The sequence below is a fragment of the Streptomyces misionensis genome (assembly GCF_900104815.1).
Taxonomy (GTDB): Bacteria; Actinomycetota; Actinomycetes; order Streptomycetales; family Streptomycetaceae; genus Streptomyces; species Streptomyces misionensis.
On sequence record NZ_FNTD01000004.1, the window covers coordinates 4,005,997 to 4,019,818 of the forward strand.

The 13,822-nt window shown below is 72.4% G+C and carries 17 protein-coding genes and 1 tRNA gene; 6 read left to right on the top strand and 12 right to left on the bottom strand.

Features of this window, described 5'->3' with window-relative positions:
- Positions 1-4: 4 nt before the first annotated feature.
- The 4 genes from BLW85_RS19765 to BLW85_RS19775 form a co-directional block, all read right to left on the bottom strand.
- Positions 5-1,045, bottom strand: coding sequence for a class E sortase (locus tag BLW85_RS19765; protein ID WP_074992746.1), 1,041 nt, complete (start codon positions 1,043-1,045; stop codon positions 5-7).
- Positions 1,042-1,680 (bottom strand): aminodeoxychorismate/anthranilate synthase component II, encoded by a 639-nt coding sequence (locus BLW85_RS19770; RefSeq protein WP_070028919.1) that lies wholly within the window; start codon positions 1,678-1,680, stop codon positions 1,042-1,044. Before BLW85_RS19770 ends, BLW85_RS19765 begins: the two co-directional genes overlap by 4 nt.
- On the bottom strand, positions 1,677-1,838 hold the full coding sequence (locus BLW85_RS38465) for a hypothetical protein (RefSeq protein ID WP_107409144.1): 162 nt from the start codon (positions 1,836-1,838) through the stop codon (positions 1,677-1,679). The genes BLW85_RS19770 and BLW85_RS38465 overlap by 4 nt, the downstream gene beginning before the upstream one ends.
- A 246-nt stretch (positions 1,839-2,084) precedes the next feature.
- Positions 2,085-2,873: a DUF881 domain-containing protein gene (locus BLW85_RS19775; RefSeq protein ID WP_070028917.1), complete on the bottom strand. Its 789-nt coding sequence runs from the start codon at positions 2,871-2,873 to the stop codon at positions 2,085-2,087.
- A gap of 151 nt (positions 2,874-3,024) precedes the next feature.
- Here BLW85_RS19775 and crgA point away from each other — a divergent pair, with 151 nt between their 5' ends.
- Positions 3,025-3,279 carry a cell division protein CrgA gene (gene crgA, locus BLW85_RS19780; protein WP_070028916.1) on the top strand — a complete coding sequence of 85 codons (255 nt, stop codon included), beginning with the start codon at positions 3,025-3,027 and terminating at the stop codon, positions 3,277-3,279.
- A gap of 248 nt (positions 3,280-3,527) precedes the next feature.
- On the opposite strand, the gene BLW85_RS19785 is transcribed toward crgA, so the two are convergent.
- A complete protein-coding gene (locus BLW85_RS19785) occupies positions 3,528-4,445 on the bottom strand; it encodes a rhomboid family intramembrane serine protease (RefSeq protein WP_074992747.1) in 918 nt (305 codons plus the stop codon).
- Positions 4,446-4,580: 135 nt separating this feature from the next.
- On the bottom strand, positions 4,581-5,111 hold the full coding sequence (locus BLW85_RS19790; protein WP_074992748.1) for a peptidylprolyl isomerase: 531 nt from the start codon (positions 5,109-5,111) through the stop codon (positions 4,581-4,583).
- A 193-nt stretch (positions 5,112-5,304) separates the two neighbouring features.
- On the opposite strand from BLW85_RS19790, the gene BLW85_RS19795 reads away from it, so the two are divergent.
- Positions 5,305-5,976, top strand: coding sequence for a DUF5324 family protein (locus tag BLW85_RS19795; RefSeq protein WP_070028910.1), 672 nt, complete (start codon positions 5,305-5,307; stop codon positions 5,974-5,976).
- A gap of 81 nt (positions 5,977-6,057) precedes the next feature.
- On the opposite strand, the gene BLW85_RS19800 is transcribed toward BLW85_RS19795, so the two are convergent.
- The 3 genes from BLW85_RS19800 to BLW85_RS19815 all read right to left on the bottom strand — a co-directional run bounded on the left by BLW85_RS19800 (position 6,058) and on the right by BLW85_RS19815 (position 7,886).
- A complete protein-coding gene (locus BLW85_RS19800) occupies positions 6,058-6,486 on the bottom strand; it encodes a DUF7144 family membrane protein (RefSeq protein ID WP_239697906.1) in 429 nt (142 codons plus the stop codon).
- 112 nt (positions 6,487-6,598) lie between these two features.
- A complete protein-coding gene (locus BLW85_RS19805) occupies positions 6,599-7,255 on the bottom strand; it encodes a DUF2690 domain-containing protein (RefSeq protein ID WP_167381420.1) in 657 nt (218 codons plus the stop codon).
- Between the two features lie 558 nt (positions 7,256-7,813).
- Positions 7,814-7,886: transfer RNA gene (locus BLW85_RS19815), tRNA-Ala, on the bottom strand.
- 183 nt (positions 7,887-8,069) lie between these two features.
- On the opposite strand from BLW85_RS19815, the gene BLW85_RS19820 reads away from it, so the two are divergent.
- Positions 8,070-8,618: a helix-turn-helix domain-containing protein gene (locus BLW85_RS19820; RefSeq protein WP_074992751.1), complete on the top strand. Its 549-nt coding sequence runs from the start codon at positions 8,070-8,072 to the stop codon at positions 8,616-8,618.
- A gap of 64 nt (positions 8,619-8,682) precedes the next feature.
- Positions 8,683-10,020, top strand: coding sequence for a serine/threonine-protein kinase (locus BLW85_RS19825; protein WP_074992752.1), 1,338 nt, complete (start codon positions 8,683-8,685; stop codon positions 10,018-10,020).
- Here the strand turns inward: BLW85_RS19825 and BLW85_RS19830 are convergent.
- A complete protein-coding gene (locus BLW85_RS19830; RefSeq protein ID WP_074992753.1) occupies positions 9,984-11,315 on the bottom strand; it encodes a hypothetical protein in 1,332 nt (443 codons plus the stop codon). The two genes, BLW85_RS19825 and BLW85_RS19830, sit on opposite strands and share 37 nt — an antisense overlap.
- A 250-nt stretch (positions 11,316-11,565) precedes the next feature.
- The gene (locus BLW85_RS40185; RefSeq protein ID WP_003999697.1) at positions 11,566-11,694 is read right to left on the bottom strand and encodes a DLW-39 family protein; all 129 of its coding nucleotides are present in this window, start codon (positions 11,692-11,694) and stop codon (positions 11,566-11,568) included.
- A 352-nt stretch (positions 11,695-12,046) separates the two neighbouring features.
- Between BLW85_RS40185 and BLW85_RS19840 the strand changes: the two genes are divergently transcribed.
- Both BLW85_RS19840 and BLW85_RS19845 read left to right on the top strand, forming a co-directional pair.
- Positions 12,047-12,436, top strand: a complete 390-nt coding sequence (locus BLW85_RS19840; RefSeq protein WP_070028898.1) for a DUF6344 domain-containing protein — start codon at positions 12,047-12,049, stop codon at positions 12,434-12,436.
- A gap of 196 nt (positions 12,437-12,632) precedes the next feature.
- A complete protein-coding gene (locus BLW85_RS19845; protein WP_244174887.1) occupies positions 12,633-13,406 on the top strand; it encodes a glycosyltransferase in 774 nt (257 codons plus the stop codon).
- A gap of 46 nt (positions 13,407-13,452) precedes the next feature.
- Here the strand turns inward: BLW85_RS19845 and BLW85_RS19850 are convergent, their stop codons facing one another.
- Positions 13,453-13,641, bottom strand: coding sequence for a ferredoxin (locus BLW85_RS19850; RefSeq protein ID WP_070028894.1), 189 nt, complete (start codon positions 13,639-13,641; stop codon positions 13,453-13,455).
- Positions 13,642-13,822: the final 181 nt, after the last annotated feature.

Sequence of the window (13,822 nt, forward strand, 5' to 3'; positions counted from 1 at the left end):
GCCCTTACTCGAGGAGCGCGTCCGGCTTGCCCTTGCTGCGGGGGCGAACCTCGACCATCTTGCCCCAGACGATCAGCCGGTACTTGCTGGTGAACTCCGGTGTACAGGTGGTCAGGGTGATGTAGCGGCCGGGCCTGGTGAAGCCCGAGCCCCTGGGTACGGGGTCCAGCACGCTGGTGTTGGACGGGGAGGTGACCGGCAGGGTCGACGTCACCTTGTAGACGTAGTAGGTGTCCTGGGTCTCGACCACGACCGGGTCGCCGGGGGTGAGCCGGTTGATGTACCGGAACGGCTCGCCATGGGTGTTGCGGTGCGCGGCCAGCCCGAAGTTGCCGGTCTTCGCGTCGGGCATCGCCGTCTTCAGCGGCGCCTCGCCGTAGTGCCCGACCATGCCCTTGTCGAGCACCCGGGTGGTGCTGACGCCCTCCGCGATCGGCGCCACCACGTCCAGCTTGGGGATGTGCAGGATGGCGAAGCCCTGGCCGGGCGAGAAGACCCCGGGGTTGCGCCTGCCGTTCGCCCAGTCGTCCTGGAGCTGGTGGGCCTCGCTGCCGGCCTGCGCGTGCGCCCGCACGTTGGTCCACCACAGCTGGTAGGTGACGAACAGCAGCATCAGCACGCCGGTGGTGATGAACACCTCGCCGAGCACCCGGCTCGCGACCACCGCCGGACCGGGCCTGGCCTGCCGCGCCCGCCGCCGGGCCTCCACCCGGCTCGGCGGACGGTCCGGGTCGGACTCCGCCCGCCCCGGCGCCGGTCTTCCGGAGGCGGCGGGCTCGCGGTTCCCGCCACGGCGCCCACCGCGATGCTTGGCCGCCCTCCTGCGGCCCGCACGACCGCCGGGGGCGGGCCCGGTGACGGAAGGGGCCGACGGGGCTCCAGAGGACCCCAGAGGACCCCTGCGCGCCCTCATGGACGCCGGGTCGGCGACCCGCAGCGCCATCGTCTCGTCGTCGAAGGGGACCGCGCCGGGCGCACCGACGGGGGACTCGTACGGCCGCCCGCCGCCGTCCACGTCCTCGCGCTCGGGACGCAGGGCGGTCACGCCGTGGCCCTGCCCACCACCGGGGCGAGCCCCGCCGACCTCGCCACGGCACCCTGGTCGCCGCATTCCTCCAGCCAGTTGGCCAGCATCCGGTGCCCGTGCTCGGTGAGCACCGACTCCGGGTGGAACTGCACGCCTTCGACGGGGAGTTCCCGGTGGCGCAGGCCCATGATGATGCCGTCGTGCGTGCGGGCGGTCACCTCCAGCTCGGCCGGGACCGTCGCGGGCTCGGCCGCCAGCGAGTGGTAGCGGGTCGCGGTGAAGGGCGAGGGCAGCCCGGCGAAGACGCCCTTGCCCTCGTGCTCGACCGGCGAGGTCTTGCCGTGCAGCAGTTCCGGCGCCCGGTCCACCACGCCGCCGTACGCCACCTGCATCGACTGCATGCCGAGGCACACACCGAAGACCGGCACCCCGGTGGCCGCGCAGTGGCGGACCATCTCCACGCAGACGCCGGCCTGCTCCGGGGTGCCCGGGCCGGGCGAGAGGAGGACGCCGTCGAAGCCGTCCTGGGCGTGCGCGGTCGACACCTCGTCGTTGCGCAGCACCTCGCACTCGGCGCCCAGCTGGTACAGGTACTGGACGAGGTTGAAGACGAAGCTGTCGTAGTTGTCCACGACGAGAATGCGCGCACTCACTGGTTGTCCACCGTCACATCGTTGAAGGGCAGCAGCGGTTCGGCCCACGGGAAGACGTACTGGAACAGGACGTAGACCACGGCGAGGACCAGGAGGACGGAGATCAGCGCCCTCACCCATGCGTTTCCCGGCAGATGCCGCCAGATCCAGCCGTACATGCCGTCCTTGCCGTCCCTTCCGTGTCCCTACGGCACCAGACACACGCCGTACGTCACCAGACTAGCGGCGCGGCGCCTCCGGTTCGCCTGACTCCACGGGCTCGGTGGAGTCCGGGCGCGCGGCGGGACTTCCGTGGACAGGGTGGGCGACCCGGATGCCGGCCGGGACGGTTTTGTGAGGCCCTTTGTCGATCCGATACGCGAAACAGGTGGTCGGTCGGGGTTGTGGCGGCTCCCGGCGGACGGCTACCGCACGGGCTTCGCGTAGTGCAGGTCCACGGTGCCCGAGTAACCCGGAAGGGTCACCGTGCCGTCGTCGGTGACTTTCCAGCCTAGGCCGTAGACGTTGACGTACACCATGTAGGTCTGGATCGCCTTGCTGTCCGCGAGGGCCCGCTGGAGCCGACCCGGGTCCCCGATCGCCGTGATCTTGTACGGCGGGGAGTAGACCCGGCCCTGGAGGATCAGGGTGTTGCCGACGCAGCGCACCGCGCTGGTGGAGATCAGCCGCTGGTCCATGACCTTGATCCCCTTGGCGCCGCCCTGCCACAGGGCGTTCACCACGGCTTGCAGGTCCTGCTGGTGGATGACCAGGTAGTCGGGCTGCGGCGGGGGGTAGCCGGGGAGCTTGGCGGTGGCGTTGGGCGGGGCGTCGTTGAGGGTGACGGTGACCGCCTTGCCGGTGAGCTTCTCGGTGCCGGCGCTCTTCTCCAGCCCGGTGAGCCGCCGGTCCTGGGCCTTGGTGCTGCCGCCGTCGCTCGCGGCCAGGGACTCCACGCCGTCGCGCAGGGCGGCGTTGGACTCGTCCATGTCCTTGTTCTTGCGGCTGCGCTGCTGGATCAGGTCGGACAGCTTCAGCAGGGAGCCGTCCTGGCGGATGTCGGTGCCCCTGGCGGTGTCGAAGCTGGTGAAGAAGATCAGGCCCGCCAGGGCGAAGACGGCCGCAGTGAGGATCCGCACCGGGCGCACCCGTGGCCTGCGGCGGGGGCCGGAACCCATTGCTCCCGTACCGGGGGAGTCGGCAGAATTGCTCAACGTACCCTTATCTCCTTCGGCGCCGCGGAAGCACTACGCTAACGGACGCCCGGGGGAGCACACAGAGTCGTCATGTTGGCCCCTTGTACGCTGCCCCGAGCCCGACCCATTACCTGCGCGGCCACGCAGCGCATCGACAGGAGAGACCCTCGTGCCGAAGTCACGTATCCGCAAGAAGGCCGACTTCACGCCGCCGCCGGCGAAGCAGGCCGCGGCGATCAAGCTGAACAACAGCGGCTGGGTCGCCCCCGTCATGCTGGCCATGTTCGTCATCGGTCTGGCCTGGATCGTCGTCTTCTATGTGACCGACGGCTCGCTGCCCATCGACGCGCTGGACAACTGGAACATCGTGGTCGGCTTCGGCTTCATCGCCGCCGGGTTCGGTGTCTCCACGCAGTGGAAGTAAGGGCTCTGCCCACGGGTTCTCCGCCGAGTTATCCACAGGCCTGAGGATTTCCACATCCCCCTGGGGAAAAGACTACGATCTGTGGATAACTCATCGGGCGTTGACGCCGGTACGACTGCCGTACCGGCTTCCACACACCCGTTCGTACCCCGTGTCACCTGCGAAAACTCATCCGAGCGGTAAGGGTCGCAGCTGATCCCACACCGTATGCACAAGATCCGCCACCCGCTGTGGACAACGGTGCCGCGTCAGGTGAGCTGACCCGTTCTGACCAGGGTGAGAACGGCCACCACCACCAGCACGAGCGCACAGGTGCCGTACTGGACGAGCGCCCGGTTGCGGCGCGGGGCGTGCACCATCGCGTACCCGGCGGCGACGCCCGCGACCAGGCCGCCGACGTGCGCCTCCCAGGCGATGTTGAAGCCGGGGGTGAAGGTGATGATCAGGTTGACGACCAGCAGGGCGACGAGCGGCCGCAGATCGTAGTTGAGCCGGCGCATCAGCACACCGGTGGCGCCGAAGAGGCCGAAGATCGCCCCGGAGGCGCCGAGCGACGGCTGGTTCGGCGCGGCGATCAGATAGGTGAGCGCGCTGCCGGCCAGGCCCGAGACGACGTACAGGGCGAAATAGCGGGCGCGCCCGAGCGCCGCTTCCAGGGGACCGCCGATCCACCACAGACTGAGCATGTTGAACAGGATGTGGGCGTACCCGCCGTGCAGGAACATGGCGGTGAGCAGGCGGAAGTACTGGCCCTCGGCGATGCCCTGTATCCCGGGCAGCAGGGGGGTGTAGGCCCGGCCGATCAGCTCGAACCGCTGGGTGAAGCTCTCGCCGACGGCGAGCTGCACCAGGAACACCGCGAGGTTGATCCCGATCAGCACCTTGGTGAGCAGCCGGGGGTCCGCCGTCATGGTGCCCCCGGCGATGGTGCGCGGCCGGGCCGCGGCCATCGGGCGCGCCGTACCGCCGCCTTCCCCGCCGCTCGGGGCCGGGCCGCCGCCGTGGACGCACTCGGGGCACTGGAAGCCGACGGAGGCGCTGACCATGCACTCGGGGCAGATGGGGCGCTCGCAGCGGGTGCAGCGCACGCCGGTCTCACGGTCCGGGTGCCGGTAGCACACGGGCACGCTCCGGGCGTCCGGTGCGCTGCTTGCGACGTGGTCCATGATCCCCTCGCTCCTCGTGGCGCTCACCCGGCACATACCCCGCCCCGCTCATCCTTACGGACGAGCGGGGCGATTGGTTCCCTGTGGGGCGTTCCGGGGGAACCGGGTCCCCCGGTGGGCGGCCCCGGCGCGGGCTCAGCCCTCGCGGGTCTCGACGACGACCGACTCGATGACGACGTCCTGGACCGGACGGTCGTTGCGGCCGGTCTTCACGCCCGCGATCTCGTCCACGACCTTCTTGCCGGCGTCCGTGCTGACCTCACCGAAGATGGTGTGCTTGCCGGTCAGCCAGGTCGTCGGGGCGACCGTGATGAAGAACTGCGAGCCGTTGGTGCCCGGGCCGGCGTTGGCCATCGCGAGCAGGTAGGGCTTGGTGAAGGCCAGGTCGGGGTGGAACTCGTCCCCGAACTTGTAGCCCGGACCGCCGATGCCGGTGCCCAGCGGGTCACCGCCCTGGATCATGAAACCGCTGATGACACGGTGGAAGATCGTGCCGTCGTAGAGCGGGTCGTTGCTCTTCTTGCCGGACTCGGGGTGAGTCCACTCGCGCTCGCCCTTGGCCAGCTCGACAAAGTTCCGGACCGTCTTGGGCGCGTGGTTCGGGAACAGCCGGACCTCGATGTCGCCGTGGTTGGTCTTCAGGGTGGCGTAAAGCTGCTCAGCCACGATCTGCCTTCCGTTGTCTTCCTGTGACGCCCCGATCCTCGCACGTATGGTCCACCACGGCGCCAGTCGGCCAACCGAAGGAGCGATCGGCACCCATATGCGCGCCCGCACATGCCGCCCGGGCCGTTCGCAGGCATGATCCGTAAAAGGGTGGAAAGTCGAAATACCGTACGCCACCGAGGAGGAGGAACCCGTGACCCGCATTGACAGCGTGCGCGCCGCGACCGGCTCGGCGAAGGACAGCGTGCTGCACGCCGCGGACGTGGTGGCGCCCTACGCCGACACGGCCAAGGAGCGTGCCGCGCATTACGCGCAGGAGGCACGCGTACGGCTGGCGCCCGTGGTGTCGCAGGCCGCCGAACAGGCCCGCGTGCAGTACGACGCCCGGCTCGCCCCGCGTCTGGAACAGGCCCGGCGCACCTATGTCCCGCCGAAGGTGGACCTGGCGGCGCAGGAGGCCGCCTGTCGCGCCCGCAAGGCCGCCCGGCAGACGGCCGAGTACTCACGTCCCCGGATCGAGCACGCGATGGCCGCGGCCGGGCCGGTGGCGGACGAGGCCGCGGCCCGGGGTGCCGCCGCGCTGGCCGCGCTGCGCGGCCAGGTCTCCGCGAAGGACATCCAGAAGCTCGCCCGACGCAAGGCGCGCCGGTGCCGGGCCGGCCGGGCCGCCAAGCTGCTGGGGCTGACGGCCCTGGTGGCGGGCGGCGCCTTCGCCGCCTGGAAGTGGTGGCAGCGCCAGGCCAACCCCGAGTGGCTGGTCGAGCCGCCGGCCGCGACGGAGGTCCCCGAGCCGGGTGGCCTCGGCTCGGTGGACGGCAGCGGCCCCGAGGGGACCGCCACCACGGACGGCGACGGACAGGTCTGAACGCTTCTCACGGAAACGGGCCCGGGGCCGGAAAGCGGGTGTTCGCTCCGGCCCCGGACCCGTTTCACGTGAAACGGGGAGTCAGCGGGCGGCCTCGATGTGGGACCTGGTCAGGGCGAACAGGATCAGCAGGTCCAGGGCCATCACCGGGATCGCCCAGCCCGGGTAGAACGGCACGAACATGAACTGGGTGATGAGGCTGACGCCCGCCGTCACCACACCGGCCCCGCGGCCCCAGCTGGCGCCCGCCAGCACACCGAGGCCCGCGACGGTGAGCGCCATGCCGATGACGAGGTGGATGATGCCCCACGCCGTCAGGGGGAAGTTGTAGGCGTACCCGTTCGAGGTGGCGAACAGGCTGTCCTCCGCGATACCGGCCGCGCCCATCAGAATGCTGAGCGGCCCGCTGAGCATCAGCAGGGCCCCGGCGGCCCGGGACGCGCTGTCGAGCGTGCGTTCACGGCCGGGGCCCCCGTGCCCGCGCTCCGACTTGTCGGATATCGACGTCATGGGCGTCGCCTTCCTGTGCGGCGCGGCCGCCGGCGCACGGCGGCCGCGAGCAAGCCACGCTTCTCTGACAGGATCACCGCAATCACCCGGACCTGCGACCGCAGCCGTCCGGCTACCGCCCGCCCGGACCGCGGGGAGCGGTCGAAACGGCGCTGTGGCCGGGGCCGGGGCTCGCGGGCGTGGTGGCGCACACCGTGCCGCGGGACGCGACCAGCGCGCAGGCGCGGGCCTGCCCGGCATCGCGCACGCCCACCATCGCGGTGTGGGCGTCGGCGCCGTACTGCTGGCGGTACTCCTCGCGGTCCTGGTGCCGGCCGAAGACCTGGATCCAGTCGCCCTCCGAGCTGCCGCTCATCTTGGCCCAGGCGGCATGGCAGCGGGGGCTGTAGCGCAGCTCGACCAGGACGCCGAAGTCACGGCCGGTGAGGACGGTGCCCGCGTCGTTCTGGCAGACGGTGGTGGCGGGATCCGCCCCCAGGCAGCCGTCGCCGTCGCAGGAGGCGGTGGGGGACACCCGGGCCGACAGGGACGCGGAGGCCGAGGCACCGTGCCCCGGATCCGACCGGGTGAGGAAGAAGATCGCCAGCACCAGCGCCGCCAGCCCCAGGACGGACCCGGCGGCCCACACCGCCTGCCGTCCGCGCGATCCGGAGTCCTGATAGGTGACGGACCCGTGGTAGACGATGTCCCGGCCGGCCTGGTGCACCTTCGCGCTGCCCGACGCCCGGGTGCGCTGGTCTCCCCGCCCGGATTTCCTCCTACCGGCCACCGCGCCTCCGGACGTCCTGGTCCCGGCCGGCCTGGAAGACCCGCGCATCTCCCGAGACCCTGGCCCGCTGGACGACATCGCCGGCGGTCCCCCCGCCGGCCGCCGCCCCGCCGCCCCCGGACCGCAGATCACGCCCCGCCTGGTACACCCGGGCCCGCCCGCCGGCCCTGACCGTCTGCCTGACCCGCCGCCCGGGAGATGCCGTATCCCCCTGTCCCGCCCACCAGTTGACCGCCCCGCCGACGGCGGCGGCGACCGCCCCGGCGAATCCGAGCGCCACACCCCACCGGTCTCCGTCGTCCGAGGGAAGCCATTCGAACGGCACCACTCTGACGAGCCACGCACACAGCACGAACACGGCCACGGCCGCCACGACCGCCACCGCCCAGCGCACCGCACGCCCCATGCGAAGTCCCCCATTTCCCCCGACGTGTTGTTGAGATTCCACTCGGGGACGGGCCCGACACATCCTCGAGGGCCCAAAACAGGACATGTGCACGCTCATACGCCAAAGAACCCCCTGACCGGCGTCTCCGCAGGTCAGGGGGTTCTCGACAGTGGAGCCTAGGGGAGTCGAACCCCTGACATCCGCCATGCAAAGACGGCGCTCTACCAACTGAGCTAAGGCCCCGGGAAGGGTGTGGCCGACCGGAGGGGGTGTGCGCCCGCCGGTGCCGCAGACCAGAGTACCGGGTCACCCCCCGTATCCCGCAAAAAGATTGGGGGTCCCCGCGGATGACCACGCTCCGTAAGATGCTCGGCGTGGTTCGCTACAGCGAACCGCGGTTTTCAGGGGAAGCGATGGGGAGACGCAATGGACGCCGCACAGCAGGAAGCCACCGCCAGAGCGCGGGAGCTGCAGCGGAACTGGTACGGGGAGCCGTTGGGGGCGCTCTTCCGTAAGCTGATCGACGATCTCGGCCTCAATCAGGCCCGTCTCGCGGCGGTCCTGGGGCTGTCCGCTCCGATGCTGTCCCAGCTGATGAGCGGGCAGCGGGCGAAGATCGGCAATCCCGCGGTGGTCCAGCGGGTACAGCAGCTGCAGGAGCTGGCGGCGCAGGTGGCGGACGGCAGCGTCAGCGCCGCCGAGGCGACCGAGCGGATGGACGAGATCAAGAAGTCGCAGGGGGGCTCCGTGCTGAGCAACACCGTGCAGTCGACGAACGGTTCGGGCGCGCCCACCGTCAAGCGCGTGGTCCGGGAGATCCAGTCGCTGCTGCGCTCGGTGGCCGCCGCGAGCGACATCATCGAGGCCGCGGACGCCCTCGCCCCGACCCAGCCCGAACTCGCCGAGTTCCTGCGCGTCTACGGTGCCGGCCGCACCTCCGACGCGGTCGCGCACTACCAGTCCCACCAGAACTGAACGCCCGCCCGGCTCGGGGGGCCGGGCGGAAGCGGGGTCCCGAGGGGGAGGAGCTGCGGCAGTCATGGGCGAGGTGTTCTCCGGCCGGTACGAGCTGGCCGACCCGATCGGGCACGGCGGCGTGGGTGTCGTATGGCGCGTCTGGGACCACCGCCGGCGGCGCTATGTGGCCGCCAAGGTGCTCCAGCAGCGCGACGCCCACTCCCTGCTGCGCTTCGTGCGCGAGCAGGCCCTGCGGATCGACCATCCCCATGTCCTCGCCCCGGCCAGCTGGGCCGCCGACGACGACAAAGTGCTGTTCACCATGGACCTGGTCGCCGGCGGCTCCCTGGTCAGCCTGGTCAACGACTACGGCCCGCTGCCGCCGGCGTTCGTCTGCGTCCTGCTGGACCAGCTGCTCTCCGGTCTCGCCGCCGTGCACGCCGAGGGCGTCGTGCACCGCGACATCAAGCCCGCCAACATCCTCCTGGAAGCCACCGGCACCGGCCGGCCGCGGCTGCGGCTGTCCGACTTCGGCATCGCCATGCGGTTCGGCGAGCCGCGGCTGACCGAGACCAACCTCGTGGTGGGCACGCCCGGTTACCTCGCCCCCGAACAACTCGCCGGGGCCGACCCGGACTTCACGGCCGATCTGTTCGCCGTCGGCCTGGTCGCCCTGTACCTCCTCGAAGGCGCCAAGCCCGACGCCAAGGAACTCGTGCGGTACTTCACCGAGCACGGTACCCCGAGCGCGCCCAAGAACATCCCCGCGCCCCTGTGGGAGTTCGTCGCCGCGCTGCTCCAGCCCGATCCGGCGGCCCGGTACCAGACCGCCACCGGAGCGCGCAAAGGGCTCGCGCCGGTCATGGAACTCCTGCCGGACCTCGGCGGCCTGGACGACGAGCCGATCGAGATCTTCGACCAACTCCCGGAACTGCCCGAGGGCTTCGGGCCGGACGGGCCGGAGAACAAGAGGTCGAGGACCCGGCGGCCCGTCGCCGTCCCGGGCGCCGATCCGCGCACCGACAGCGGGTATCCGAGCGGGTCCCCGGCCGGGCCGACCGGCACCGGCTCCCTGTCGGACACCGGGAGCTTCCGCCTCCCGCCACCCCTGGCCACCGGCTCCACACCGCTCCCGTCCGCACCGCCTCCCCCCACCGCACCGCCGCTGCCGGCCGCCGCCCCCGCTCCCCGCGTTCCGCCCCCCGCACCGCCCGGCGACAGCGTCACCGCCGCCTACACCGCCGCCCCGGCACCCGCCCCGGCGCCCGCCGCGGCCGCGCCCCGCACCCCGCCCGCACACGGCCGTCGCGCCCGGCGCGCCCCCCGCCGCCCCGGTCCCCCGGCGGGGGCCGTGGTCTGCCTGCTGCTGCTCGCGCTGGCCTGCTACGCGGTGGGCTTCTGGGCCCTGAACCGGCTCTGAGCCCGCCGGGCCGCCACCGTCCACCCGCCGAGCACCAGCAGCGACGCGGTCCCCAGACCGAACCCGCCGACCGCGACGAGCGTCAGCGCGGTCCCGTCGCCCCCGGAGCCCCCCGCCACGGGAACGGGCGCCACCACCGCGCCCCGCTCCGCGGCCGTGAAGACGCCGTCCGGCACCGGCCGCCCGGCGTACCCCGGCCCGGCGTGCGCCCGGCCGTCCACGCGGACCCGCAGCGTCACGTCGTACGGCCCGCGCCCGAACGTGCCGCCGAGCCGGTCGCTGAGGTGCAGCACCAGGTAGTAGTCGCCGGCGAAGCGCAGCGCGGTGACCGCGGCGGGCGCGGCGTACCGGTTGGCGTACTCGACCGGCGGGAGCGGGACGAGGGAGACGGGCCTGCGCACACCGGTGTAGCCGAGGGAGGCGTCGTCGGCCAGGCCGCGCACGGGGTTGTACAGGGCGAGGTCCAGGGCGCCGCCGACGTACCCGTGCCCCTGGGCGCCGCCCAGTTCGGCGGTGGCCCGCACCCGGCGGCCCCAGTCCAGCGGCACCTTGTAGAACTGGGTCTGGCCGGGCACCAGGGCGGTCCGCCAGACCCCCTGGCCCAGCGGGCGGGCCGCGGTGAAGCCCGCGCCGCCGGGCAGGTCCCGGGGGGCGCCGGCGAGCGGCTCGGGGGTGGCGGAGTCCCAGGCCCCGGGCGCCTCGCTGGGCCCTGGCGCGCTGAGCCGGGGTTCGAGGACGGGCGCGATCTCCAGGTCCCAGCGCCCCGCCGACCCGGTGCCGGCGCTCCCGGTGTCGAGGCGTTCGACCAGCACGGAGTAGGTCCCCGCGCCCTGGCACAGCGCCTTGCCCGCCTCGCGCTTGCCGAGGGCGGTGACCGGGTGCGGGCTGAGCGCGGCGCCGAAGCGGGCGGTGGCGTAGGAGCAGGCCGTGCCGTGCGCGTCCCGGACGGACACCCGGATGCCGTCGGTGGCGGTGACGGTGGCGTCCGGGGGCGGTACGGCGGTGACGGGGACGTAGGCCGTGGCGTCGGCGTCCGCCTCGGCGAGGTGGAGGTCGTAGGTGAGGCGGCCGTGCTCGGGCAGGGAGCCCCGGTAGACCCGGCCGGCGTCGAGCCGCGGGGCGTCGGCGGTGCCGGTCGCGCCCTCGACCGTGCGGGCGCCGGGGGAGAAGGCGTAGCCGGGGGCGTCGGCGGCGGCCGCGGGGAACGCGCCGGTGCCGCACAGCCCCAGTGCCAGGATCGCGGCCGTCAGAGGAGCGCGGTAGCGCCCCCACGCCGTACGCCTGTGCCGCCGCACGAGTGCACCCCCTGTGTCACGGCCTTCCGGTGGCCGCCCGCCGCGGTGGGCGGCCGGGCCGTGGCCCATCCTGCCCCGGGAGCCACTGCGCCATCCGGGCAATGCGCGAGACCGTCCGAAACACCGCGCCCCGCACCGGGGGGTGCGGCCACGCCTACACCACCCACCGAGAGCCCGCAAGCGGAGCGGATACGCGAAGACCCCGACCGCGAGCGGCGGCCGGGGTCTGCCTCAAACTCTGGGATCGGACTCACGAACCGGTGGGCACGGAGTCAGTCGCCTCCGTCCACAGGTCCTGCTCGGCGCGATCCGCCTGGATCTGGCGGTACACGAGGAGCCCGCCGATGGCGGCCAGTGCGACCAGGAGCAGCTTCTTCAACACCGCGCGACCTCGTCTTTCCTTGACGTAGGGGACCTCTGGCGCCCGACTATACACACCGACCGATATCGATCGGTGACCTGCGTCCGGCCCCAACTCGGGCCCCGGCGGGCGCAATAGGCCAGGTCGGACAGCATCCCGACCGGAGGGTGACCGCACCCCCACGGACCGTCACTTTGCTCCCCCTTCGCTCCCGCTCACCGGGATTTAGGGGTTTTCCGACCTTCTTACGGCCATCCGGGTGGTGTTCATCTGAACATCGCGGCGCCACGAGCGTCGGTCCACCACTTCGCGAGCCTCATACACATCATGAGGAAAGTACGCAAATCGCCCAACCCGAAAGTGAGGGGTAATGGACCAGAACAAGGTCATGAAGCTGTGGACCGCCATCGTCACCGCCTTTCTCGCCCTGTGCACCGCGCTCGGTCTCGTGAGCGCCTCCGCCGCCACCGCGAACGCCGCGCCGCGCACCGAGAGCCCGCGTACCGAGACCGCCTCACGGACGGTCCCGACGATCCCGGCCCCACGCCACTGGTCCTGGCCCTCCTCCCGGGCCCTGCCCCCCACGATGAAACAGCGGATCCGGGCCGAGGCCCACGGAAAGTCCCCGAGCTGCCGGCGCCGCCCCCTCGACGAGGACCAGTCGCCACTGGAGATCCGTGAGACCCAGAAGACCCGCGAGACACAGCAGACGGAACAGCGGACGGTGGCCCGACAGCCCTCCGCACCGCTCGACTGCTGAGAGATCCTCCCTCCCCCGCTGAGAGATCCTCTCTTTCCCCGGCACCGCTGACGTTTCGACACCACGGCGACTTGCGTACGCATGGTCGACACGGAAGACCCCCGGCCCACCCGGCCGGGGGTCGAGCGCGCGTTCCCAGGGGCCCGGGACGGCCTGAGACGATGGCCGCGACATCCCGGAGAGGTCCCGAAAGGTGGTGAGTGCTGCCGTGAGCCGGCGCGCCACCCTTGTCACCGTCGTCACCGCCGTCCACGCCCCCTCGGCCCGGTTCCTGCCGCAGGCCTGGGCGTCCCTGCGCGACCAGGAGCTGCCCGGCGGCGCACAGTGGGAGTGGGTGATCCAGGAGGACGGCACGACGGACGCGGTCCGCCCCCACGTCCCGGACGACCCGCGCGTCTCCTTCCACCAGGGCAGACCGGGCGGTCCGGGCGTCGCGCGCACGATCGCGCTGGCACACGCACGGGGCGACTGCGTGAAGGTCCTGGACGCCGACGACCGGCTCACCCCGGGCGCGCTCGCCCGCGATCTCGCCGCCCTGGCGGCGGACCCCACCCTCGGGTGGACGACCTGCCGGGTCCTCGACCTGCTGCCCGACGGCTCCACGGCCGGCTTCCCCGGCGATCCCGACGAGGGGCCGCTGGAGCGCGGTGCCGTGCTCGACCACTGGAAGCGGCACGACTTCCGGCCCCCGGTCCATCCGGCGACCCTCTGCGTACGCCGGGAGCTGCTGACCGCGCTGGGCGGCTGGATGGCGCTGCCCGCGTCCGAGGACACCGGGCTGCTGCTGGCGCTGGACGCGGTGAGCCGCGGGTGGTTCTCGGCTCAGGCCGGCCTGCTGTACCGCAAGTGGGAGGGGCAGGCCACCGGCCAGTCCGCGCACACCGACCCGGCCGAACGCGCGGCCCGCGCCGCGGTCGCGGAGGCCAGGGCCCGCGCGCTGGCGGACCTCGGCTGGAGCTATCCCGCCTGAGACCGGCTGAGACCGGCTGAGACCGCCTGAGACGGGCCGCCCGGTGCTACTCGCTCAGCAGGATCGCCTGCGAGGGGCACCGTTCGGCCGCCTCGCGCACCCGTGGGTCCTCGGCGGTCTCCTCCTGGCCGGGCCGTACGAAGCCGTAGCCGTCCTCGAAACCGAACACGGCCGGCGCCCGGTGGGCGCACTCGGCGGAGCCGTAACACGCGGAGCGGTCCACGGTGACCTTCATACGTCCCTCCAGCCTGGGCGAGCACGTTCCAGGACGTCACTGCCCGGCGAGCCGGGCGCTCAACCCGCCGTGCCCGCCGAGGGCCCGGCGACGACTTGACCGCCCGTCAGGCGACAGGTGTGCCGCACGGGAGGATCCCCGCCCGCCGGCACCGGTCCCTCCCCTCGTGGGGACCGGTGCC